Source organism: Nonomuraea sp. NPDC049684 (assembly GCF_044465345.1).
Taxonomy (GTDB): domain Bacteria; phylum Actinomycetota; class Actinomycetes; order Streptosporangiales; family Streptosporangiaceae; genus Nonomuraea.
In genome coordinates, this window is record NZ_JBITLO010000009.1 from 84,412 (window position 1) to 105,460 (window position 21,049).

Annotated in this window: 20 protein-coding genes; 9 read left to right on the forward strand and 11 right to left on the reverse strand. The window is 73.0% G+C overall.

What is annotated here, in order from left to right; translation table 11 throughout:
* The first annotated feature begins 64 nt into the window (after window positions 1-64).
* On the forward strand, window positions 65-3,481 hold the full coding sequence (locus tag ACIBST_RS27035) for a protein kinase (protein ID WP_397175592.1): 3,417 nt from the start codon (window positions 65-67) through the stop codon (window positions 3,479-3,481).
* On the opposite strand, the gene ACIBST_RS27040 is transcribed toward ACIBST_RS27035, so the two are convergent.
* Window positions 3,478-3,918, reverse strand: a complete 441-nt coding sequence (locus tag ACIBST_RS27040) for an ATP-binding protein (protein ID WP_397175594.1) — start codon at window positions 3,916-3,918, stop codon at window positions 3,478-3,480. The genes ACIBST_RS27035 and ACIBST_RS27040 overlap by 4 nt on opposite strands.
* Before the next feature lie 107 nt (window positions 3,919-4,025).
* On the opposite strand from ACIBST_RS27040, the gene ACIBST_RS27045 reads away from it, so the two are divergent.
* A complete protein-coding gene (locus ACIBST_RS27045) occupies window positions 4,026-4,799 on the forward strand; it encodes a helix-turn-helix transcriptional regulator (protein ID WP_352352480.1) in 774 nt (257 codons plus the stop codon).
* The gene (locus tag ACIBST_RS27050) at window positions 4,790-5,032 is read left to right on the forward strand and encodes a DUF397 domain-containing protein (RefSeq protein WP_397175596.1); all 243 of its coding nucleotides are present in this window, start codon (window positions 4,790-4,792) and stop codon (window positions 5,030-5,032) included. Before ACIBST_RS27045 ends, ACIBST_RS27050 begins: the two co-directional genes overlap by 10 nt.
* A 13-nt stretch (window positions 5,033-5,045) precedes the next feature.
* On the opposite strand, the gene ACIBST_RS27055 is transcribed toward ACIBST_RS27050, so the two are convergent.
* Window positions 5,046-5,525 carry a hypothetical protein gene (locus tag ACIBST_RS27055; RefSeq protein ID WP_397175597.1) on the reverse strand — a complete coding sequence of 160 codons (480 nt, stop codon included), beginning with the start codon at window positions 5,523-5,525 and terminating at the stop codon, window positions 5,046-5,048.
* 325 nt (window positions 5,526-5,850) lie between these two features.
* A complete protein-coding gene (locus ACIBST_RS27060; RefSeq protein ID WP_397175599.1) occupies window positions 5,851-6,582 on the reverse strand; it encodes a Mut7-C RNAse domain-containing protein in 732 nt (243 codons plus the stop codon).
* 26 nt (window positions 6,583-6,608) lie between these two features.
* On the opposite strand from ACIBST_RS27060, the gene ACIBST_RS27065 reads away from it, so the two are divergent.
* Entirely contained in the window at window positions 6,609-7,508 is a 900-nt protein-coding gene (locus ACIBST_RS27065; protein WP_397175600.1) for a TAXI family TRAP transporter solute-binding subunit, read from the forward strand.
* Here the strand turns inward: ACIBST_RS27065 and ACIBST_RS27070 are convergent.
* The 6 genes from ACIBST_RS27070 to ACIBST_RS27095 form a co-directional block, all read right to left on the reverse strand.
* On the reverse strand, window positions 7,499-8,824 hold the full coding sequence (locus ACIBST_RS27070) for an ATP-binding protein (protein ID WP_397175601.1): 1,326 nt from the start codon (window positions 8,822-8,824) through the stop codon (window positions 7,499-7,501). The two genes, ACIBST_RS27065 and ACIBST_RS27070, sit on opposite strands and share 10 nt — an antisense overlap.
* Complete coding sequence (locus ACIBST_RS27075; protein WP_397175602.1) at window positions 8,821-9,486, reverse strand: response regulator transcription factor; 666 nt, start codon at window positions 9,484-9,486, stop codon at window positions 8,821-8,823. Before ACIBST_RS27075 ends, ACIBST_RS27070 begins: the two co-directional genes overlap by 4 nt.
* 9 nt (window positions 9,487-9,495) lie before the next feature.
* Window positions 9,496-10,806, reverse strand: a complete 1,311-nt coding sequence (locus tag ACIBST_RS27080; protein ID WP_397175604.1) for an MFS transporter — start codon at window positions 10,804-10,806, stop codon at window positions 9,496-9,498.
* A 108-nt stretch (window positions 10,807-10,914) separates the two neighbouring features.
* Window positions 10,915-13,134 carry a glycoside hydrolase family 6 protein gene (locus ACIBST_RS27085; RefSeq protein ID WP_397175605.1) on the reverse strand — a complete coding sequence of 740 codons (2,220 nt, stop codon included), beginning with the start codon at window positions 13,132-13,134 and terminating at the stop codon, window positions 10,915-10,917.
* Between the two features lie 26 nt (window positions 13,135-13,160).
* Window positions 13,161-14,135, reverse strand: coding sequence for a GNAT family N-acetyltransferase (locus ACIBST_RS27090; RefSeq protein WP_397175607.1), 975 nt, complete (start codon window positions 14,133-14,135; stop codon window positions 13,161-13,163).
* Between the two features lie 58 nt (window positions 14,136-14,193).
* Window positions 14,194-14,439: a DUF2630 family protein gene (locus ACIBST_RS27095; RefSeq protein ID WP_352327988.1), complete on the reverse strand. Its 246-nt coding sequence runs from the start codon at window positions 14,437-14,439 to the stop codon at window positions 14,194-14,196.
* Between the two features lie 38 nt (window positions 14,440-14,477).
* Here ACIBST_RS27095 and ddaH point away from each other — a divergent pair, with 38 nt between their 5' ends.
* Window positions 14,478-15,224, forward strand: a complete 747-nt coding sequence (ddaH, locus tag ACIBST_RS27100; RefSeq protein WP_397175609.1) for a dimethylargininase — start codon at window positions 14,478-14,480, stop codon at window positions 15,222-15,224.
* Window positions 15,225-15,475: 251 nt separating this feature from the next.
* Window positions 15,476-17,182 (forward strand): 2-isopropylmalate synthase, encoded by a 1,707-nt coding sequence (gene leuA / locus ACIBST_RS27105; RefSeq protein WP_397175611.1) that lies wholly within the window; start codon window positions 15,476-15,478, stop codon window positions 17,180-17,182.
* A gap of 67 nt (window positions 17,183-17,249) precedes the next feature.
* Here the strand turns inward: leuA and ACIBST_RS27110 are convergent, their stop codons facing one another.
* Window positions 17,250-17,945 carry a TetR/AcrR family transcriptional regulator gene (locus tag ACIBST_RS27110; protein WP_397175613.1) on the reverse strand — a complete coding sequence of 232 codons (696 nt, stop codon included), beginning with the start codon at window positions 17,943-17,945 and terminating at the stop codon, window positions 17,250-17,252.
* Between the two features lie 117 nt (window positions 17,946-18,062).
* Here ACIBST_RS27110 and ACIBST_RS27115 point away from each other — a divergent pair, with 117 nt between their 5' ends.
* The 3 genes from ACIBST_RS27115 to ACIBST_RS27125 are packed head-to-tail and all read left to right on the forward strand — an operon-like array spanning window position 18,063 to window position 20,211.
* Window positions 18,063-18,416 (forward strand): YrdB family protein, encoded by a 354-nt coding sequence (locus ACIBST_RS27115; protein WP_397175614.1) that lies wholly within the window; start codon window positions 18,063-18,065, stop codon window positions 18,414-18,416.
* 2 nt (window positions 18,417-18,418) lie between these two features.
* Window positions 18,419-19,330, forward strand: a complete 912-nt coding sequence (locus ACIBST_RS27120) for an NAD-dependent epimerase/dehydratase family protein (protein WP_397175615.1) — start codon at window positions 18,419-18,421, stop codon at window positions 19,328-19,330.
* The gene (locus tag ACIBST_RS27125) at window positions 19,327-20,211 is read left to right on the forward strand and encodes a Gfo/Idh/MocA family protein (protein ID WP_397175616.1); all 885 of its coding nucleotides are present in this window, start codon (window positions 19,327-19,329) and stop codon (window positions 20,209-20,211) included. Before ACIBST_RS27120 ends, ACIBST_RS27125 begins: the two co-directional genes overlap by 4 nt.
* Here ACIBST_RS27125 and ACIBST_RS27130 read toward each other — a convergent pair.
* A complete protein-coding gene (locus tag ACIBST_RS27130; RefSeq protein WP_397175617.1) occupies window positions 20,195-21,019 on the reverse strand; it encodes a trypsin-like serine peptidase in 825 nt (274 codons plus the stop codon). The two genes, ACIBST_RS27125 and ACIBST_RS27130, sit on opposite strands and share 17 nt — an antisense overlap.
* Window positions 21,020-21,049 lie beyond the last annotated feature (30 nt).

Below are 21,049 nucleotides of genomic sequence, written 5' to 3' on the forward strand. Positions count from 1 at the left end.
GGAGGAGATGTCGATCAGAATGGCACATCTGATGGCTGCCCTGACTTCCTCCGACCCTCACCGCTTGGGCCGTTACTGGCTGGCCGCACGGCTCGGCGCCGGGGGCCAGGGCGTGGTCTACGAGGCGTACGGCGAGGCCGGGGAGCGCGTCGCGGTCAAGGTGCCCAGGTCCGACAGCCCGGAGTCGCGCTCCAGGCTGGCCAAGGAGGCGGCGGCGGCCCAGCGGGTGGCCTCGTTCTGCACGGCCAGGGTGATCGAGGCGCAGGTGGACGAGGCGCCGCTGTACATCGTCAGCGAGTACGTCCCGGGGCCGAGCCTGCGGGAGGTGGCCGCGGAGGCGGGGGCGTACGAGGGGGACGCGCTGCGCCGCCTGGCGATCGGCGTCGCGACCGCGCTGACGGCCATCCACCAGGCCGGGATCGTCCACCGCGACCTCAAGCCGGACAACATCATCCTGGGCCCGGACGGCCCCCGCGTGATCGACTTCGGAGTGGCCAGGGTGGCGGGGCCGACCACGACCGGGCCGATCATGGGCACGCCGGGCTACATGGCGCCCGAGGTGCTCACCGGGCGCGCCGCCACCGAGGCGGCCGACGTGTGGGCGTGGGGGATGGTGGTGCTGTTCGCGGCGCGGGGGCGCGACGCGGTCGAGGTCGGCGAGCCGATGGCGGTCGTGGGCCGGGTGCTGGAGTTCGAGGCGGACGTCGCCGGGCTGCCGGAGGACCTGGCCCCGCTGGTGTCGGCCGCCACCGCCCGCGATCCCGCCGCCCGTCCCGCCGCCGGTGACCTGCTGCTGCGCCTGCTGGGCGAGGGCACCCGCCGGGACGCCGGCGACCCCCTGGCCCGTGGCGGGATCGTGGCGGGGGAGCTGCGGGGGCAGGCCGGCCCCGATCTGGGGGCGATCGCCGAAGAGCTCTACGGCGAGCTGAGCGAGGACGAGCGGACGGCCGTGCCCGAGGTCTTCCTGCGGCTGCTCGACGGCGACGGCCTGCGTCCCGTGGAGCGCGAGGAGCTGCCCGAGGACAAGGCGGTCGACTCGATGCTCGCCGTGTTCGTCTCGGCGGGCATCCTGACGCCGGGCGGTGACGCGTACGAGCTGGCCGCCCCCGGCCTGGTGCAGGCGTGGCCGCGGTTGCGCGACTGGCTGGCGGGCAACCGCGAGGGGCTGCCCGTGCACCGCCGCCTGGCCGAGGCCGCCGCTGAGTGGGACGGCCACGGCCGCAAGCCCGCCGACCTGCTCCAGGGCACCAACCTGGACCGCACGCTGCAGTGGGCCGCCACCGAACGCAAGGACCTCACCCTGGCCAGACGCGAGCGCGACTTCCTGGACGCCGCCGCCGGGCAGGCCCGCAGGCGCACCCGGCGGCGCGGCCTGCTCGCGGCCGTGCTGGCGGTGCTGCTGGTGGTGGCGCTGGGCGGGCTCGGCGCGGCGGAGTACCTGCGCAGGGAGTCGGCCCGGCAGCGGGACGAGGCGCTGGCCAGGGAGCTGGCGCTGCGCGCCGCCGGGCTGCGCGAGCTGGAGCCCGCGCTGGCCGGGCTGCTGTCCGTGGCGGCCTGGCGGCTGGCCCCGGCGCTGGTCGAGACGGCGGGCGCGCTGTACGACGCGGGCTCCCAGCACGTCACCGACGTGTTCGTGGCGCCGTACGTGGACACGGAGAGCGTGCAGGCGCTCAGCACGGACGGCCACGTCCTGGCCTCCGTGACGGACGGCACCGCCCGCATCTGGGACGTCCCGACCGGCCGGAAGCTGCACGAGCTGGCCGGCCTCGGCGCGGGCGTGCAGAACGTCGCCGTGAGCCTCGACGGCCGCCTGCTGGCCGCCCTGGACGACAAGGGCGTGCGGCTGTGGGACGCCGTCACCGGCAGCCGGCTCGGCGGCCGGTTCGCGACCATGGCGGGCGGGTTCGGGGCGCTGGAGTTCGACCGCACAGGACGCCGGCTCGCGGTGCCGTACGGCTCCGACGGCGAGCAATGGTGGGACGTCGCCACCCGCACCCCCCTCACCGCCCCCGGCGGCGCGATACTCAACGGCGTCAGCCCCGACGGCCGCTACGGCTTCGTCGCCGACAGCGAGGACCGGTCCGAGGTGTGGGACCTGGGCCGCCGCCGGCGGCTGGACCTGCCCTCGCTGCCCGGCACCGGCACCTCCGTCGAGGCGAGGTTCAGCGACGACGGCCGCGCCCTCGTGGTCGTCGAGGACGTGCCCCGCCACGACAAGCCCAAGGTCCACCTGTACGAGCTGCCCTCCGGCACCTCCGAGTACGAGCTCGAAGGCGAGCACGCGCAGGCCGCGGACCTGGTCTTCGACGGCCGGTACGTGGCCACGTGGCGACCGGCTGACCTGCTCGTCCTGCGGCCGCGCGACAGCCTGGTGACCACTCTGGTGCTCCCGGTGCCGGAGGGCGTCACGCAGGTCCGCTTCGACCTGGCGGGCAAGGCCGTGCGCCTGCTGGACGCGGCGGGCGGCGTCTCCACCGTCGATGTCTCCACGCTGTTCGATCCCCGGCTCGGCGATGAGCTGCCCGACCTGCGGATGAGCCAGGACGGCCGGGTCCTGGCCGTCAAGCGGGACGAACGGCTCGAACTGCTCGACCCGGCGACCCGCCGCCGCCTGGCCGGCCCGATCGCCTGGAAGGGCGACGGCTCGGCGATGGCCTTCAGCGCGGACGGCAGGCGGCTGGCCTACGGCGACGGCGACCGCGTCCGCGTGCTCGACGTCGCGAGCGGGCGGGAGGCGCAGGCGTTCGAGCTGGCCGGGAAGGGGGCGGAGAAGGCCGACGCGCTCGCCTTCGACCCCGGCGGCCGGACCCTGGCCGTGCTGCCCTCCAGGTTCGAGGGGCCGCTGCCGCTGGAGCTGCACGACCTCGCGGGCTCGCGGGCGCGGACCACGAAGGTGACGGGCGCCGGGCCCATGAGCTTCGCGCCGGACGGTTCGCGGCTCCTCATGGGCGGCCCCGAGCTGCGGCTCTACGATCCGGTGGGCGGGACCGCGCTGCCGGTGGGGGCCGAGGCCCGGCGGGTCGGCGGCGCGTTCGCCTACAGCCCGGACGGCCGCCAGGTGGCCTTCTCGCATCCTGACCGGATCACGCTGTGGGACCGGGACCTGCGGACCATGCTCGGCGCCTTCCCCAGCGTGCCGGGCGCGGAGCAACTGGCGCTGCCGGTCTGGTCGCCCGACGGGCGGCTGATCGCCACGTACGAGAAGGGCCCGCGGATCCGCCTGTGGGACGTGGCCTCGCGGCGGTACGTCGGGGTGGTGTTCGACGCGCTGGCGGAGTCGGCGGGCGACAACGCCTGGCTCGGCTTCTCGGCCGACGGCACAAAGCTGTACACGCTGGACGACGACGGCGCCTTCCGTACGCACGACCTCGACCGGCGGCATGTGGCCGCGACCGTGTGCGCCCGCGCCGGCCGCGCGCTCACGGCGGCGGAGTGGCGGACGTACCTGCCGGGGGTCGAGCCGTTCGACGTGTGCCGCTAGGACGCCCAGGCGACGACCTGGAACCAGACCGCCTTGCCGGGCGGCACGGGGTGCCAGCCCCAGTCGTGGGACAGGCTGTGGACGATGGCCAGCCCCCGCCCCCGGCAGGCCAGCGGATCGGCCTGGCCCATCCGGGGGAGTGCCGCGCACGAGTCGCGGACCTCCACGGTCAGCAGCCGCCCCTCCCGGACCACCACGACCCGGACGGGTTCCGCCGAGGGGGCGTGGGTGAGCGCGTTGGTGGCCAGCTCCGAGACGAGCAACTGGGCGATCTCGACGGCGGCCGCCGCCGCTTCGTGATCCTTGGCGACGTCGCGGACGAACCGCCGCACGGAGGAGACGCAGCCGGGCTGCCGGGGCATCCGCCGTTCGCCGAGGACCGTGTCCGGCAGGGGCCGCCGGTGGGCGAGCGTCACGGCGGGACTTTCGGATTTCATGTGGCCAGCGTGACGCCATATGACTACGGTCGGTAGTGGTCTGATTGCAAGGAGTGGACTTTGAAGTCCGTGCCGTTGGCGTTGAACTCGGGCGAGGGGAGGGCAGGGTGGCCGACTTCTACGCGCCTCAGGCGATATGGGGCAGGGAGTTGCGGCACTACCGAAAAGCGGCGGGCCTGACACAGGGGCAGCTCGCCGAGCGCATCCATTTCAGCGAGGGCCTGATCAGCGGCGTCGAGACCGGTCAGCTCCCGGCCAGCCCCGAGTTCGCCGAAGCCTGCGACAAGGCCCTCGGCACCGGCGGAGCCCTGCGCCGCCTGCTCGACTGGCGCAAGGGTCAGATCTTCCCCTCCTGGTTCGGCAAGTGGCACGAGAAGGAGCAGGCGGCGCTCACCCTGCGCACCTACGAGCCGCTCCTGGTGCCCGGCCTCCTGCAGACCGAGCAGTACGCCCGCGCCCTGCTGCGCGGCAACGAGGCCGCGGTGGCCGCGCGCATGGAGAGGCAGGCGATCCTTGCCCGCGACGACCCTCCGTCGCTGCGCTGCGTCATCGACGAGGCGGTGCTGTTCCGGCCCATCGGCGGGCCGGAGCTGATGAAGGGTCAGCTCCGGCGGCTGCTCGACGCGGTCACCCCGCGGCTCAGCATCCAGGTCCTCCCGCACGGGCTGCACTCCGGCTTGACGGGCGGCTTCGTGATCGCGACCCTGGACGGAGGCTCCGAGGTGTTGTACGCGGAAACCGCGGTGCGCGGCATCACGACGAGCGATCATGAGGACGTCTCGGCGGCCGTGGAGCGGTTCGAGGCCATCCGTACCGAGGCGTTGCCCTTGAGCATGTCCCTTGAAACGATAAAGAAAGCCATGGTGGAACGATGGACCTGAGCTGTGTCCAGTGGCAGAAGTCCAGTTTTTCCGGCGACAACGGCGGCAACTGCGTCGAGATCGCCGAGCTCAAGAACGTTCCTGGCGGCCCTGCGCACAAGGGCGGGCAGGCCGAGCTGGTCGTCGTGCGTGACTCCAAGGACCCCGACGGGCCCAAGCTGTTCTTCACGCCCGCCGAGTGGGACGCGTTCGTGGCGGGCGTGAAGGCGAGCGAGTTCGACCGCGCCCGGTAGTTCGCGGCGGGGTTCAGCAGGTGGCCGGACCGGCGTCCCGCTGGACCTCTATGGAGGGCGTCTCGCCCACGTGCGGCGGCATCGCGGACGCGGACATCAGCGGATCGCCCGGGGTGCCGCCGACCTTCTCCAGGAAGTCGGCCCACTCGGTCGGCACGGTGAGCGCGGTGATCGCGTACCACTCCCCGGCCATGGCGGGGTCGCCGCCTTCGAGCGAGACGGGCACGTCCCACTGGCCGGAGGCTCGTACGGGGTCGACGCGGTAGAAGCGGGTGTGCCTGGTGCGCGGCGTGCCGGTCGTGCGGCGTACGCCGATCAGCAGGGTCGTGCCCTCGGGCAGCGTGGCGGTGCCTCTCACCAGCGGGCAGGGCGAGGCGGTGGCCCCGGGGCCGGTGACGGGCGCGGTGATGGCGAGCCGGGGCGTCTCCCGCTCGCTCTGCGCCTGGCTGTACTTCACCACGACGCCGGGCAGGCCCACCAGCGTCGTGGCCATGCCGACAATGGCGGTGGCCCACTTCCTTCTGGCGCTCCATACGCGTGGAGCGGGCCCGGCGCCGCGGCCGAGCTTTCGATTCTTGGCCATTTGCGGTATTTCCCCCGATCGTGCGCCGCGAGATGGATACGCGGAAACGCGACGAATCCGAATTTTTCCGGATAAACGTCGAATTGGAGTCTTTTGCTCAACGGGGTGGAAGGGTGTCAGTATGCACCCGATATCGGGTGATGCCGTTTCCCCTGCTCATACCCTTGATCGTCCGCGTAACCCCCGGCCGAGGGTGTTTTTGAGATCAACTTGACGGTCGTTCTCAAAGTGCGAATCAGCGGCTATTGGCCCAAATGCGCGCCGATTGCACGATCTCCTCAAGGTTGTCGCTGTGCGCGCCCTGCCAGTAGACCTGGCCGCAGTCGCCGCACCGGCCGTAGGCGTCGTAGCTGCGCCGGGTGCCGGCCTCCAGCAGCGGCCCGACCTCGTCCTTCGACACCGGCACGAGCACGCCGTTGCAGGCCGTGCAGCGCGTCCAGGGGGCCAGCGGCGGCTCGAAGCGTTCGAGCACGTCGCGGAGCTGGTCGGCGGGGCGCGAGCCGCGGACGTAGGCGCCCAGCCACAGCGCGCGGCGGCGCAGCAGGCCGCGGTCCTGGGTGAGCAGCACCCGCCGCTCCTCGTTGGCCTGCACCACCAGCGCCGGGTCGTCCATGTCGTTGTGGTACGCGGTGTCCACGCCGAGCAGCCGCAACCGCCGGGCCAGCGTGCCGAGGTGCACGTCGAGCAGGAACCGCGGCCCGGCGGGCAGCGGCTGCGGCCGGGGCACCGGGTGCACCTCGACCGTCTCGCCCGGCGCGAGCAGGTGGGACGGGGCCACGCCGCGGCCGTCCGACAGCATCGGGCCCGCCTCGGTCAGCGGGATGCCGAGCGACTCCACGTGATGGCCGAGCGTGGAGGTGCCGTCGATGGTCACCCGCTGCCACTCCCCACGGCGGCTCACGGGCACGAACATCCTCAGCTCGGCGGCGATGCGCAGGCGTGCGTCCCGTTCGGTCACACTGTCCATTCTGCGGGACCGGATACCGTGACATCATGCCCATGTCCCGCCGAGCCTTCCTCGGGCTCGCCGCGCTCGCGGTCGGCTGCTCCACGGCCAGGCCCGCCGAGCTGCGGCTGGTCACCGGGCTGGCGGGCGGCCCGTACGGCGCGCTCGGGCAGCGGCTGGCGGGCGAGCTGCGGCACGACGGGCTGACCGTGCGGGTGGTGGAGACCGCGGCCAGCGTCCAGAACCTGACCATGATGGCCGGCGGCCGGGCCGACGTCGGGTTCGCGCTGGCCGACAGCGCCGACGACGCGGTCAGGGTGCGCCACCAGCCGGTCTCCGCGCTGGCCCGGATGTACATGAACTACGTGCACCTGGTCGTGCGCGAGGGCGCGCGCGTCACCGGCGTCGGCGACCTGGCGGGGCGGCCGGTGTCGATCGGGGTCGAGGGGTCGGGCACGGCGGTGACCGCGACGCGCGTGCTGTCGGCCGCCGGGCTGCGCACGCCGCCGCAGATCAGCAGGCTCGGCCTCGACGCCTCCGTCACCGAGCTGCGCGCCGGCCGGATCGAGGCGTTCTTCTGGTCGGGCGGCGTGCCGACGCCCGCGCTCGCCGCGCTCGACGACATCGCGCTGGTGCCGCTGGAGTCGCTGGTGCCGGTGCTGCGCCGCCGCTACGGGCCGGTCTACGAGCACGCCGCCGTGCCGGCCGGCGCGTACGGGCTGGCCAGGCAGGTGCCGACCGTGGGCACGCCGAGCTACCTGATGTGCCGTACGACGCTCCCCGACGACCTGGCCTTCACCGTCACCGAGACGCTCTTCCGCGCCCGCGACCGCCTCCAGGCCCCCTCGGCCCCCGGCGGCCGCCTCGACAGGCGTTACGCCATCGGCACCGGCGTCGTGCCCCTGCACCCGGGCGCGGCCCGCTACTACCGCTCGGTCTACGGCTGAGCCAGGGCCAGCTCGACCACCAGCCCGCGCGGCACGGCCGGCAGCAGCCGCAGGGTGGCCCCGCACGCCTTGGCCAGCTCGGCGGCGATGGCCAGGCCGAGCCCGCTGCCCGGGACGTTCGCGTGCGCCCCCGACCGCCAGAACCGCCCCAGCGCCTCGGCCCGCTCCTCCGCGCCCAGCCCCGGCCCGTCGTCGGCGACGCGCAGCACCCCGCCGTCGAGCGTGACCGTCACCGTGCCGCCCTCGGGGACGAACTTCTGGGCGTTGTCGAGCGCGATGTCGGCGATCCTGGCCGCCGCCTCCGGCACCACCGCGCCCGCCGGGACATCGGCCACCAGGCACACGCCCTTGGCCGCGAAGACCTCGCGCCACACCGCCAGCCGCTCGCCGAGCCCGACCTCCTTGCCCGCCAGGCCCGCGCCCGCCTCGACCCTGGCCAGCGCCAGCAGGTCCTCCACCAGCAGCGCCAGCCGGTCGAGCTCGGACATCGCCTCGGCGTACTCGGCGGTGCCCTCCTCGCGCAGGTGCGGCTCCAGGTTCTCCAGCCGCAGCCCGAGCACGGTGAGCGGGGTGCGCAGCTCGTGCGAGGCGTCGGCCACGAACGCGCGCTGCCGTTCCATCGCCGCCGAGACCGCGTCGGCCATCGCGTTGAAGCGCTCCTCCAGCCGCCGCAGCTCCGACGGGCCCGCCCCGGGATGCGCCCGCGCGTCGAGCCGGCCCTGCGCGATGGCCCGCGTGGTGCGGTCGAGCTCGGTCACCGGCCGCAGGATCCAGCGGGCCAGCCGCCGGGCCGCCAGCGCCGACCAGGCCAGCGCGACCAGCGCCCCCGCCGCCAGCGCGCCCCAGACCAGCGACACGTCCAGCCGGGCCTGGCCGGTCGGGGCCTCCAGCAGCACCACGCCGGACAGCTGCGCGTCACGACCGGCGGGCTCGGCCAGCAGCACCGTGGCCGGGCCGAACGGGCTGACCGTGGGCAGGTCCTCGGTCGTGCGGCCGGACAGCGCGAGCCGGGTCGCCTCCCGGTCGTCGGCCTCGAACCGGCCGGCCGAGACCAGGATCGAGCCGTCGCGGTCGCGCACCCGGACGGCCGCGCCGTACAGGTCGGCGTAGCGGGAGACCTCGATGATCAGGCCCGTACGGTCGTCGTCGCGGGCCGCGGCGTCGGCCAGCTCGGCGAAGCGGGTGGCGTCGGCGCGCCGGTCGAGCAGCAGGCGGTTGGTCCGGTGGGAGGCGTAGGCCAGGCCGAGCGGCACCGCCAGCGCCGCGATCAGGAAGACGATCAGCGTGGTGAAGGTGACCACCAGCCGCGCGTTCATCCCGCCGGGCCCAGCCGGTAGCCGGTGCCGCGCAACGTCTCCACCAGCCCGGGACGCCCGGTCTTGGACCGCAGCCCCGCCACGTGCACGTCGAGCGACCGGGACGCCGACAGCAGCGGATCGCCCCAGACCTCGTCGAGGATCTCCTCCCGGCTGCGCACCACGCCCGGCTCGCGGGCCAGCAGCGCCAGCACGTCGAACTCGCGCCTGGTCAGCGCCACCGGCCGCCCGGCCACCGTGACCTGCCGGCACTCCAGGTCGATGCGCACGTCGCCGACGCGCACCACGTGGTCGCGGGCCGGCATCGGACGCGTGCCGCGCCGCAGCACCGCCTCCATGCGGGCCATCAGCTCGACCGTGCGGAACGGCTTGACCAGGTAGTCGTCGGCCCCCGAGCGCAGGCCGCGCAGCACCTCGCGCTCCTGCGTGCGCGCGGTGACCACGATGAGCGGCACCGCCGAGACGCGGCGCAGCCGGCGCAGCACGTCGAGCCCGTCCATGTCGGGCAGGCCCAGGTCGAGCAGCACGAAGTCGACGCCCCCCGCCAGGCGGAGGGCGTCGACGGCCAGGCCGGCGCGGGTGACCGAATGGCCGTGCCGGGCCAGCGCCGTGGTGAGCGCGGAGGCGAGCCGATCGTCGTCCTCGACCAGGAGAACCCGCATGGTGCCAGGTTAGACGCGGGCGGTGACCGGATCCGACGGCTCGGCGCCCTCGCTGCGCGACAGCGCCGCGTCGCGGGTCTCGCGCATGGTCAGGTAGACGACCAGGGAGACGGCGGCGCAGGCGGAGACGTACCAGTAGAAGCCGGACTCGATGCCCTTGTCCTTGAACCACAGGGCGACGTATTCGGCGGTGCCGCCGAACAGCGCGTTCGCGATCGCGTACGGCAGCGCCACCCCCAGCGCGCGCACGTGCGTCGGGAACAGCTCGGCCTTGACCACGGCGTTGATCGAGGTGTAGCCGGTGACGATCACCAGACCGGCGAGCGACAGGACGAGCGCGCCCCCGAAGCCGCTCGCCCCGCCCAGCGCGGTCATCAACGGCACCGTTCCCAGCATCGACCCGATCCCGAACGTGATCAGCAGCGGCCGGCGGCCGATGCGGTCCGACAGCGACCCGGCCAGCGGCTGCAGGCACATGAAGATGAACAGCGCGCAGAAGCTGACCAGCGTGGCCGTCTCCTTCGGCAGGCCCGCGGTGTTCGACAGGTACTTGGTGAGGTACGTCGTGTAGGTGTAGTACGCGACCGTGCCGCCCATGGTCAGGGCGATGACCAGCAGCGCCTCCTTCTTGTGCGCCAGGAGCTGCCTGATGGTGCCCTTGTCCCTGCGCTCCTCTTCCTCCTCGCCGTACGCCTCGGTCTCCAGCAGGCTGCGGCGCAGGTAGAACACGACGGCGGCGGCCGCGGCCCCGACCACGAACGGGATGCGCCAGCCGTAGGAGTTCAGGGCCTCCTTCGACATCGTGTTCTGCAGGATGATCTGCAGGCCGAGGCCGACGAGCTGGCCGGCGGTCATGGAGACGTACTGGAAGCTGGAGGCGAAGCCGCGCCGGCCGCGCGGGGTGGCCTCGGTCAGGTACGTGGCGCTGGCGGCGTACTCGCCGCCCACCGACAGGCCCTGGAGCAGCCGCGCGACCACCAGGACCAGCGCGCCGGCGTAACCGACCGACTCGTACGTCGGCGCGATGGCGATCAGCAGCGCGCTGGCCGACATCAGCGTGACGGTGAGCGTGAGCGCCGCCTTGCGGCCCCGGCGGTCGGCGTAGCGGCCGAGCAGCCAGCCGCCGAGCGGGCGCATGAAGAAGCCGACGGCGAAGATGGCCGCGGTGTTGAGCAGCTTGGCCGTGTCGTCCCCGTCAGGGAAGAACGAAGCGGCGAAGTACACGGCGAAGCTGCTGTAGACGAACCAGTCGTACCACTCGACCAGATTGCCGACGGAGCCGCCGATCACTGCCTTCCACGGCACGCGCGCTTTGTTCATGTAGGACCTCCTGGGGGGAGTGGATGCAGGCCAGAGCCTCTCCCCAGAAGGTTGTTCGGACAAGGTGCGGCGGCTCAGATCTAACGTGCGCTTAACATCGGGTTCTCCTCAGCGCAACGGGGGACGGGCGTTCTTGGCGCGTTCGAGCGCCAGATCGGCCCACCACTCGCCGCTCTCCGGCGCCACCACGCCGCGTTCGGGGTCCTCGTCGCCGTTCGTGCCGCGCCGGCATCGTCCGCCGGAGCTGCCGGCCCGGGTGATCCACAGGTAGGCGTCCGCCAGCTCCTCGCCGGTGTCGGTCGTGGGGCGCTCGCCGACGCCCCGGCCCGGTGGGTTGCACCAGGTCTGCGGGTCTTTGTACTTCTTCGTCGGCGACCACTGGCCCTGGCCGTTCCTGGCCGTGTCCACCACGAAGTGCGGCAGGTCGCCGCCGGGGTCGGCGTCCTTCGGGCAGGTGGCGCCGCCCGTCCTGCGCATGACGGCGATGCAGGCCGACAGCGACTTGCCGTACTCGACGGCCTTGGGGGTGGGCTGGAAGGAGGCGGTGTTGACGAAGAACCCGTCGGCCTGGTCGATGCCCGCGCCGATCAGGCGCCGGGCCATCACCTCGGTGCCGGGGTAGAGGTCCTGGCTGCCGTCGAGGTAGACGGCCGTGCCGGGGTGCCCGGTCTTGAGCGACTTCACGGCCTCGCGCAGGTCGCGGTAGCGCTGCTCGGCCGTGCCGGCCGCCGTGCAGTCCTTGGTGCCGGGCAGGTTGACCAGGCTGGACGGCTCCAGGATGACCACGGCCTTGCGGTCGCCGACCTGACGCGCCACGCCCCTGACCCACTCCTGGTAGGCCGTCATCTCGGCGGCGCCCGTGGCGGCGCAGTCGCCGCCGCCCGGCATGTAGTTGATCAGGAACACCGGCACGCCGCCCGCCTCCTGCGCGGCGGTCACGGCGCTCTCGACCGTGGCCCTGACCTCGGGCTGGTTCAGGCGGATGGCGTGCGGGACGGCGGCCAGCCGGTCCATGAGCGCGGCGTCCGCCGGGCGGTCCTTCCGCCACACGGCGGCCTGGCGGGCGGCGGCCTTCTCCTTCTCGGACCAGAAGGTGACGCCGTTCTCGCGCAGCGGGTTGCGGGGGGTCGCGGTGGAGGCCGGTTCGGGACCCGCGGTCGTGCGGGTGGTCGCGGGGGTGGTCGCGGGGGTGGTCGCGGGGGTGACGTCGTGGGGCCACAGCAGGGCCGTGGTGGCGCCGGCGGCCGCCACCACGACCGCCGCGGTGGCGGCCAGCAGTCTCGTACGCCGCTTCCCCGCCGTCGTCCCGTCCGTCCCTTCGGGAGGAGGGGGGAGGGTGGCCGGCGTCCCGTCAACGGGAGGGGGAGGGGGGAGGGTGGCCGGCGTCCCGTCAACGGGAGGGGAAGGGGGGAGGGTGGCCGGCGTTCCGGCGGTGGGAGGGGGGAGGGTGGCCGGTGTCTCGGCGGGGGGCGGGTGGTCGTCGGACGGGGCTGCGGGGTGTGGGGGCGGGGTGGGGAGGGCGGCTGAGGGGGTGGCGGTGCTGAGGGCGTCCATCAGGTCCTGGGCCGTGGGACGGGCGGCCGGGCTCTTGGCCAGGGACGCGGTCACCAGGTCGAGCAGCGGCCCCGACAGCCCCCGCAGCTCGGGAGCCTCGTTGACGATGCGTAACAGGATCGTCGGCACCGACCCCGACCCGAACGGCGGCAGCCCACCGGCGGCGAAGGCGACCGTGCAGCCCCACGAGAAGATGTCCGAGGCCGGCCCGACCTGCGACCCCGCCACCTGCTCGGGCGACATGTACGACGGCGTCCCCACGATCGCGCTGCTCATCTCCGACTCCGCCAGCCGCGCGATGCCGAAGTCGATGACCTTGGGCCCCACCCGGGACAGCAGCACGTTCGACGGCTTGAGGTCGCGGTGCACGACCCCGGCCCCGTGGATGGCCCGCAACGCCATCGCCATGGCCGCGGCCAGCCCGTCGAGCGCGGAGCCCGTCAGCGGCCCGGAGCCGCGCACCGCGTCGTCCAGGCTGGGCCCCTCGACGTACTCGGTGACCAGGTACGCCACGTCCGCGTGCACGTCGGCGTCGAGCACCGGGGCGGTGCAGAAGCGGGCGACCCGCCGGGCCGCGGCCACCTCGCGGGCGAACCTGCGCCGGAAGTCGGGGTCGGCGTCCATCCTGGCGCGGATGAGCTTGACGGCCACCCGTGCGCCGCCCGGGCCCTCGCCCAGGTAGACGACGCCCATGCCGCCCTCGCCCAGCCGGCCCAGGAGGGCGTAGCGCCCCACCCGCCGCGGATCCGCGTCCCGTAACGCCTCCACCGTCATGACGAGTCAGGTTAGCCGGGGAAAGGTCAGACCGTCAGCCGCCACTCGTCCCACTCGTCGAGCAGCTCGAACCCCATGGCCTCGTTGATGGCCAGCATGTGGGCGTTGGACGTGGCGTTCCAGGTGATGATCTGCTCCAGGTGCGGCTCGCGCTCGCGCAGCCACAGCAGGTTGGACAGCTTGAGCAGCAGGCCCAGGCGATGGCCGCGGTGCTCGCGCAGGACGGTGGTGTCGGCCTGGTGGCCCCAGCCGTCGGAGCGGTCGGCGGTGAGGTAGATCCGCGTGTAACCGGCGGGCGCGCCGTCGGACTCGCGCCTGGCGATCATCGTGTAGCAGGTCTCGCCGTTGATCGTGACGCGCTCCTCGCGCAGGCGCAGGCGGTCGAGGCTGAAGGTCATGTCCTCGACGTCGGCGTCGCGGGGGGCGTCGTTCATGCCGCTCATCAGCGTGGCGAGGTCGGCCAGCAGCTCAGGACCGGCCGGTCCGGCGAACCGCTCGACGCGGTAGCCGGGCACCTCCGGCAGCATGCCGCGCAGCGCGGCCCAGTCGGCCGTGCGCAGGTCGAGCGTGCGGCGGGCCTCCCGGAGCGCGACCGTCATCCCGTGGGCGCGGGCGAAGCGGGCGCCGACGCCGGTGGTGGGGGTCTCGGTGAGCAGCAGGGTGCGGCCGTGGGCGCGCATCCGGCCGAGGACGTGCTCGAACAGCTCGCCGCCGAGGCCGCGGCCGCGCAGCTCCGGCCGGACCACGAGCGGGAAGAGCCAGCCCATGTGCCGGTTGTCGTACTGGTGCAGCGCCAGGGAGTAGCCGCCGGCGACCTTGCCGCCGTCGGTCGCCACCCAGGTCTCGGCCAGGTCGCCGGGGCCGCCCAGGCGGGCGATGGCGGAGAGGCGGGCGAGTGACAACTTGGGGCCGGGCTCGTGCGCGTGCGCGGCCAGGTAGGCGTCGTGCAGGCCCGTCATCAGCTCGCCCGGCCGGTCGAAGTCGATTGGCTGGATGTGCATCCGTCCAGCCAAGCGCATCGGCGTGGCGTCTGGCCAGCCGTTTTACCGCCGGTGGGCCCTACTGCCGGTAGTTCTCCACCTCGCCGGCCGGGCGGACGGCCGCGCCGTCGGGGTCCTCGCCCGCGCCGCGCCTGGCCCGGCGCTGCCGCAGCAGGTCCCAGCACTGGTCGAGCGCCACCTCAAGCTGCTTGACCCGCGCGTGCTCCTCGTCGGAGGTGACCTCGCCCGCCGACAGCCTGCCGCGCAGCTCGTGCTCCTCGGCGACCAGAGCGCTGATCCTGGTGAGAATCTCGTCGTCCCGCATGCCCAAGACTCTAACGACTGCGTGATAGAACACGCCCTATGTCTGGTATCGCGCTGGTAAGGAAGCCCGGACCCCGGATCGCCGAGGGCATCGTCACGCACATCGAGCGCGTGCCCGTGGACCACGAACGCGCACGTCACCAGCACGACGCCTACGTCGCGGCGCTGGCCGCGGCCGGATGGCGGCCGGTCTACGCCGAGGACGCCGACCACCTGCCCGACGCGCCCTTCGTGGAGGACGCCGTGGTGGTGTCGGGGCGCCTGGCCGTGCTCACCCGGCCGGGCGCGCCGGAGCGGCGTCCGGAGGTGGAGTCCGTCGAGCGGGCCGTACGGGAGCTCGGCCTGAAGGCGGTCCGGATCGCCCGCCCCGGCACCCTGGACGGCGGCGACGTGCTCCAGGTCGGCCCCACCGTGTACGTCGGCAGGTCGGCCCGCACCGACGACGAGGGCGTCAGCCAGCTCGCCGCCCTGCTGCCCGAGCGCCGGGTCGAGCCCGTGAGCCTGCGCGGCGTGCTGCACCTGAAGTCGGCGGTGACCGCCCTGCCCGACGGGACGCTCATCGGCGATCCCGGTCGCGTCGAGCTGCCGGGCCTGCTGGAACCGCCGGAGGAGCCGGGCGCGCACGTGGTGCCGCTGGGCGGCGACCGGGTGCTGCTGGCCGCCTCCGCCCCGCGGACCGCGGCGATGCTGGAGAGGCGCGGGCTCGTCGTGACGAGGGTGGACATCTCGGAGTTCGAGCGACTGGAGGGCTGCGTCACCTGCCTGAGCGTGCTCATCCCGGACTAGCGGTGGCGCGGGTCGGAATTTCGCGGCCCTGACCAGGTGTTTCACCATCGGTGGACCGATCGGCTCTCATGATGTGAGATCAAGGGCAGCGAATCCCGAGACGTCTGGTAGCGTGCTTGGCATGCTGCGCGGGCTGCTTCTTAGCTGCCGCGGCGAGGGCCTGTAAGGCCGGCTCCCTCGTCGCGGAGCCAGTCATGCGCGTCGGCCGCTTTCGACTCGACTTTCGACTCGACCGACGAGGAGCAGCAGAGATGAACGCCCAGCAGCCCAGCCCCATGCCGGCCCATCGCTATCAGCCGTTCGAACCGATCCGGCTGACCGATCGCACCTGGCCCGACCAGGTCATCACCAAGGCGCCCCGGTGGTGCGCGGTCGACCTGCGCGACGGCAACCAGGCCCTGATCGACCCGATGGACTCCCACCGCAAGCTCCAGATGTTCGAGCTGCTGGTACGCATGGGCTACAAGGAGATCGAGGTGGGCTTCCCGGCCGCCTCCCAGACCGACTTCGACTTCGTCCGGCAGATCATCGACGAGGGCCGCATCCCCGACGACGTCGTCATCCAGGTGCTGACCCAGGCCAGGCCCGAGCTGATCGAGCGCACCTTCGAGGCGATCGAGGGCGCCAAGCAGGCCATCGTCCACCTGTACAACTCGACCTCCACCCTCCAGCGCCGCGTCGTGTTCGGCCAGGACAAGGAGGGCATCACCGCCATCGCCGTCGAGGGCGCCAAGCTGGTCAGGAAGCTGGCCGAGGCCACCGACGTCGACGTCTTCTACCAGTACTCGCCCGAGTCGTTCACCGGCACCGAGCTGGAGTACGCCGTCGAGGTGTGCGACGCCGTCAACGAGGTGTGGCAGCCCACCCCCGACCGCAAGGTCATCATCAATCTGCCCGCCACGGTCGAGATGGCCACGCCCAACGTCTACGCCGACCAGATCGAGTGGATGCACCGCAACCTGCGGCACCGCGACTCGATCGTGCTGTCGCTGCATCCGCACAACGACCGGGGCAGCGCCGTGGCCGCCGCCGAGCTGGGCTACATGGCCGGCGCCGACCGCATCGAGGGCTGCCTGTTCGGCAACGGCGAGCGCACCGGCAACGTGTGCCTGGTCACCCTGGGCATGAACCTGTTCTCGCAGGGCGTCGACCCCGAGATCGACTTCAGCGACATCGACGAGATCCGCCGCGTCACCGAGTACTGCAACCAGCTCCCGGTGCACCCGCGCCACCCGTGGGGCGGCGAGCTGGTCTACACCGCCTTCTCCGGCTCCCACCAGGACGCCATCAAGAAGGGCTTCGAGCACCTGGAGCGCGACGCCGCGGCGGCCGGCACGCCGGTGGCCGAGTTCACCTGGGCGGTGCCCTACCTGCCGATCGACCCCAAGGACATCGGCCGCACCTACGAGGCCGTCATCCGGGTCAACAGCCAGTCGGGCAAGGGCGGCGTGGCCTACATCATGAAGGCCGACCACCAGCTCGACCTGCCGCGCCGGCTGCAGATCGAGTTCTCCAAGGTCGTGCAGGCCCGCACCGACGCGGGCGGCGGCGAGATCAGCCCCACGGCCATGTACGAGATCTTCCGCGACGAGTACCTGCCCAACCCCGCCAACCGCTGGGGCCGGCTGAGCCTCATGGCCCACCGCCACGAGTCGACCGTCGACGACAAAGACCGCATCGGCGCGGACGTGCGCCTCGACGGTGAGATCCGGGAGATCGCGGGCGTCGGCAACGGCCCGATCTCGGCCTTCATCGACGCCATCGCCGGCGTCGGCATCAAGGTGCGGGTCCTCGACTACGTCGAGCACGCGATGAGCGCGGGCAGCGACGCCAAGGCCGCCTCCTACCTGGAGTGCGAGGTCGACGGGCAGGTGCTGTGGGGCGTGGGCATCGACGCCAACACCACCACGGCCTCGCTCAAGGCCATCATCTCGGCGGTCAACCGCGCCGCGCGCTGACGTTCTCGCGGAAGGGGCAGGAGTGCACATGCGCTCCTGCCCCTTCCGGCTTGCGGGGACGTTCCGGTCACGCGGCGAGGCCGAGTGTGGCGGCGGCCAGCCGCAGCGCGTGGTCGAAGGCCGCCCGCCGGCTGTCGATCGTGTTGTTGAACTGGCCGAACACCTCGAAGTTGACCCAGCCGTACAGCGTCGCCCAGGACGCCATCGCCCGCCACACCACGTCGTCGGGCACGCCGGGCATCAGGGCGCGGATGTTCTCGGCGTCCGCGGCCACCTCGGCGGGCGGCTCGGGGGCGGCCGGCGGGTGCAGCTCGCCCGCGTCCCAGGCGTCGACGACGAGCGCGCCGAGCACGGTGACGTCGCGCAGCCGGGCCGCGATGGTGTCCTGCGGCGCCTGGTAGCCCGGCACGGGCGAGCCGTAGAGCAGGGCGTACTCGTGGGGGTGGGCCACCGCCCAGTCGCGCACGGCATGGCCGGCGGCCAGCCAGCGGCCGAGGTGGGCCGTGCGCGGGCAGGCGGCCTCGGCCTGCTCGACGGCCTGGCCCAAAGCGTTGTAGCCGTCGATGATCAGGGCGGTCAGCAGGTCGTCGCGGCTCGGGAAGTAGCGGTAGATGGCCGAGGAGACCATGCCCATCTCCCGCGCCACGGCCCGCAGCGACAGGCCGCCCGCGCCGTCGGTGGCCAGTTGGCGGCGGGCGATGTCGGTGATCTCCCTGGTGAGCTCGGCTCTCACGCGCTCTCGCGCGGTACGGCTGGCTGTCATGCACAGCAGGTTATCAGAGCACTGGCAAAAAACGAGAGCACTGCTCTTGACGAGTGCCGCTCTTTTGCGAGAGCATTGCTCTCGTAAGCGAACAGCGCACCCCCTCAGGAGATCCCCATGCTCGCCCTCGCCAAGAACGCCAACGCCGCCCTGATGTTCTTCCTGGAGCTCGGCGTGCTGGGCGCGGTGGCCTACTGGGGCTTCACGCTCAGCCCGAACTGGGCGATCAAGCTCCTGGCGGGGCTGGGCGGCCCGGCGCTGTTCATCGCCGCGTGGGCGCTGTTCGGCGCGGGAGGCGGCGCGAACGCCACCATCCCGCTCACCGGTCTGGCCCGCGTCGCGCTGGAGATCGTCTGGTTCGGCGGCGGCGCGCTCGCGCTCTACGCCGCGGGCCGGGTCACCCCGGCGATCGTCTTCGCCGCCGTCTTCGTCGTCAACGCGCTGCTGCGCGTCATCTGGAAGCAGGTCTGATCATGGGTAAGCACGTCGTCGTGGGGTCCGGCCAGGTCGGCTCGCACCTGGCCGCCAAGCTCGCCGCGCAGGGGCACGAGGTCGTCGTCGTGACCCGCTCGGGCCGCGGGCCGGAGGGCACGGTCAAGGTGGCCGCCGACGTGGCCGACCAGGCCCGGCTGTCCGAGCTGGCCATGGGGGCCGACGTCCTCTACAACTGCGTCAACCCGGCCTACCATCGGTGGCTGACCGACTGGCCGCCGATGGCCGCCTCGTTCCTGGCCGCCGCCGAGTCGAGCGGGGCCGTGCTGGCCATCCTGGGCAACCTCTACCCGTACGGGCCCGTCTCCGGCCCGATGACCGAGGACCTGCCGCCGGCCTCCACCACCCCCAAGGCCCGGGTGCGGGCCAGGATCTGGCACGACGCGCTGGCCGCCCACCGCGAAGGGCGGATCAGGGTGACCGAGGTGCGCGGCTCGGACTTCTTCGGCCCAGGTGCCACCGACCAGTCCCACCTGGGCACCCGCTTCATCCCCGCGCTCAAGGCCGGCCGGACGATCCGGCTCGTCTTCCCCGCCGACGTCCCGCACAGCTGGACCTACCTGCCGGACGTGGCCGACGCCCTGATCATCGCCGGCGCCGACGAGCGGGCCTGGGGCCGCCCGTGGCACGTGCCCACCAACGACCCGATGACCTTCCGCGAGGTCGGCGCCCGGATGGCCGCCCTGCTGGACCTGCCGGAGCCCAGGATGACCACGCTGCCGTGGCCGCTGCTGCGGGCGTCCGGGCTGTTCTCGCCCATGATCGGCGAGCTGCGGCACGTGCGCTACCAGTTCACCGCGCCCTATGTGCTCGACTCCTCGGCGTTTCAGCAGGTCTTCGGCGTCGCGCCTACGCCGGTGGAGGCCGCGCTGAAGGCTACGCTCGACGGATGAAGATAGCCATGATCGGCCTGGGCGACATCGCGGAGAAGGCGTACCTGCCCGTGCTCGCCGCCCAGTCCCTCGACCTCCACCTGTGCACCCGCAACACCGCGCGGCTCGACCGGCTCGGTGACGCCTACCGCGTCGCCGACCGGTCCACCAGCGTCGACGAGGTGATCAAGGCGGGGGTCGACGCCGCGTTCGTGCACGCCGCGACCGAGGCGCACCCGGAGATCGTCGAGCCGCTGCTCAGCGCGGGGATCCACGTCTACGTCGACAAGCCGATCGCCTACAGCCTGGCCGAGTCCGAGCGCCTGGTGCGCCTGGCCGAGTCCGAGGGCAGGTCGCTGATGGTCGGGTTCAACCGCCGCCACGCCCCCGGCTACGCGGGGCTCATGGCCCTTCCGCGTCATCTCGTGCTGATGGAGAAGAACCGCGACAACTACCCCGACGCGCCCCGGCGGGCCATCTTCGAGGACTTCATCCACGTCGTGGACACGCTCAGGTTCCTGGCCCCCGGCCCGGTCACCGAGACCAGGATCCGCACCCGCGTCCGCCGCGACCTGCTCGAACACATCGTCCTTGAGCTGTCGGGCGCCGGGTTCACCGCGATCGGCGTCATGAACCGGGTCAGCGGCGCCGCCGAGGAGACCTGCGAGGTCATGGGCGACGGCATCAAGCGGCGGGTGGTCAACCTCGGCGACGTCCTCGACTACGAGGGCGGCGAGACGCTCACCAGGCGGCCCGACTGGGTGCCGGTCGCCCGGCAGCGCGGCATCGAGCAGATCTGCCAGGAGTTCCTGCTCGCGGTCCGCGAGGGCCGGGTGATCACCGCCGACGACGCCCTGATCACCCATGCCATCTGCGAAGAGGCCGTCAGCCAGGCTTCCTGACCCGCATCGACTCGTCGGCCCTGGCGAACATCCGGTCGAACGTCGTCCCGCCCAGCCGGGCCAGCACCGTGTAGCCGTCGGTGTCGCTCAGCGGGCTGGAGGAGGAGACCACGCCCGCCACCGAGTCGCCGTACAGCACCGGGCCGCCGCTCCCCCCGGCGGCGGCATGGCAGTTGCGGGTGACCATCAGCCCGGGGCCCACCGTCGAGCCCTCGACCGCGTCGCCCAGGCAGCGGTACATCTGCGTGCCGGGGTAGCGCTTGCCGGCCGGGTAGCCGAGCAGTTCCAGCCCGCGCAGCCCGGCGCCGCGGCTCGTGCGCAGAGGCGGCAGGCCCTGGCCGACCACGTCCTCCAGCGGGCGCCTGCCCTTGACGACCCCGACCAGGCCGACGTCGTACGGCAGCACGTCGGGGGAGTCGGGGTTCGCCCGCCAGCGGTCCGGCGCCCACGTGCGCACCGCGGACCAGACGCCGTGCCGCGGGTTGCCCCTGTCGAACCCGGGCATGAAGACCAGCCGCTTGAGCGGCCGGCCGTCGTGGTAGAGGCAGTGCGCGGCCGTCAGCACCAGGCTGCGGCTGCGCGAGCCGATGACCGCGCCGCCGCACCACACGTCGGTGCGGGTGACGGGGTCATGGCCGAGCAGCACGCCGGTCAGCCGCCGCGCCCCCGTGTAGGGGCGCGGGACCGGCGCGTAGCCCAGGCGGTCGCCGTCCGGGGTCAGCACCTGGGGGACGGGGACGCTGCGCTGCGCGACATCGGTGAGGCCAGCCGGATCGAGCAGGACCAGAGACAGTACCAACCTGAGCACTTTCCCACTCTACGGGGAAGATGATCAATG

What these genes read in the sequence shown, in the direction of transcription:
- ACIBST_RS27075 (WP_397175602.1), bottom strand. Translation starts at nt 9,486, where the DNA reads ATGCGGGTTCTCCTGGTCGAGGACGACGATCGGCTCGCCTCCGCGCTC.
- ddaH (WP_397175609.1), top strand. Translation starts at nt 14,478, where the DNA reads ATGTCTGGTATCGCGCTGGTAAGGAAGCCCGGACCCCGGATCGCCGAG.
- ACIBST_RS27040 (WP_397175594.1), bottom strand. Translation starts at nt 3,918, where the DNA reads ATGAAATCCGAAAGTCCCGCCGTGACGCTCGCCCACCGGCGGCCCCTG.
- ACIBST_RS27085 (WP_397175605.1), bottom strand. Translation starts at nt 13,134, where the DNA reads ATGACGGTGGAGGCGTTACGGGACGCGGATCCGCGGCGGGTGGGGCGC.
- ACIBST_RS27125 (WP_397175616.1), top strand. Translation starts at nt 19,327, where the DNA reads ATGAAGATAGCCATGATCGGCCTGGGCGACATCGCGGAGAAGGCGTAC.
- ACIBST_RS27065 (WP_397175600.1), top strand. Translation starts at nt 6,609, where the DNA reads ATGCCCATGTCCCGCCGAGCCTTCCTCGGGCTCGCCGCGCTCGCGGTC.
- ACIBST_RS27070 (WP_397175601.1), bottom strand. Translation starts at nt 8,824, where the DNA reads ATGAACGCGCGGCTGGTGGTCACCTTCACCACGCTGATCGTCTTCCTG.
- ACIBST_RS27110 (WP_397175613.1), bottom strand. Translation starts at nt 17,945, where the DNA reads ATGACAGCCAGCCGTACCGCGCGAGAGCGCGTGAGAGCCGAGCTCACC.
- ACIBST_RS27095 (WP_352327988.1), bottom strand. Translation starts at nt 14,439, where the DNA reads ATGCGGGACGACGAGATTCTCACCAGGATCAGCGCTCTGGTCGCCGAG.
- ACIBST_RS27055 (WP_397175597.1), bottom strand. Translation starts at nt 5,525, where the DNA reads ATGGCCACGACGCTGGTGGGCCTGCCCGGCGTCGTGGTGAAGTACAGC.
- ACIBST_RS27050 (WP_397175596.1), top strand. Translation starts at nt 4,790, where the DNA reads ATGGACCTGAGCTGTGTCCAGTGGCAGAAGTCCAGTTTTTCCGGCGAC.
- ACIBST_RS27120 (WP_397175615.1), top strand. Translation starts at nt 18,419, where the DNA reads ATGGGTAAGCACGTCGTCGTGGGGTCCGGCCAGGTCGGCTCGCACCTG.
- ACIBST_RS27080 (WP_397175604.1), bottom strand. Translation starts at nt 10,806, where the DNA reads ATGAACAAAGCGCGCGTGCCGTGGAAGGCAGTGATCGGCGGCTCCGTC.
- ACIBST_RS27060 (WP_397175599.1), bottom strand. Translation starts at nt 6,582, where the DNA reads ATGGACAGTGTGACCGAACGGGACGCACGCCTGCGCATCGCCGCCGAG.
- leuA (WP_397175611.1), top strand. Translation starts at nt 15,476, where the DNA reads ATGAACGCCCAGCAGCCCAGCCCCATGCCGGCCCATCGCTATCAGCCG.
- ACIBST_RS27115 (WP_397175614.1), top strand. Translation starts at nt 18,063, where the DNA reads ATGCTCGCCCTCGCCAAGAACGCCAACGCCGCCCTGATGTTCTTCCTG.
- ACIBST_RS27090 (WP_397175607.1), bottom strand. Translation starts at nt 14,135, where the DNA reads ATGCACATCCAGCCAATCGACTTCGACCGGCCGGGCGAGCTGATGACG.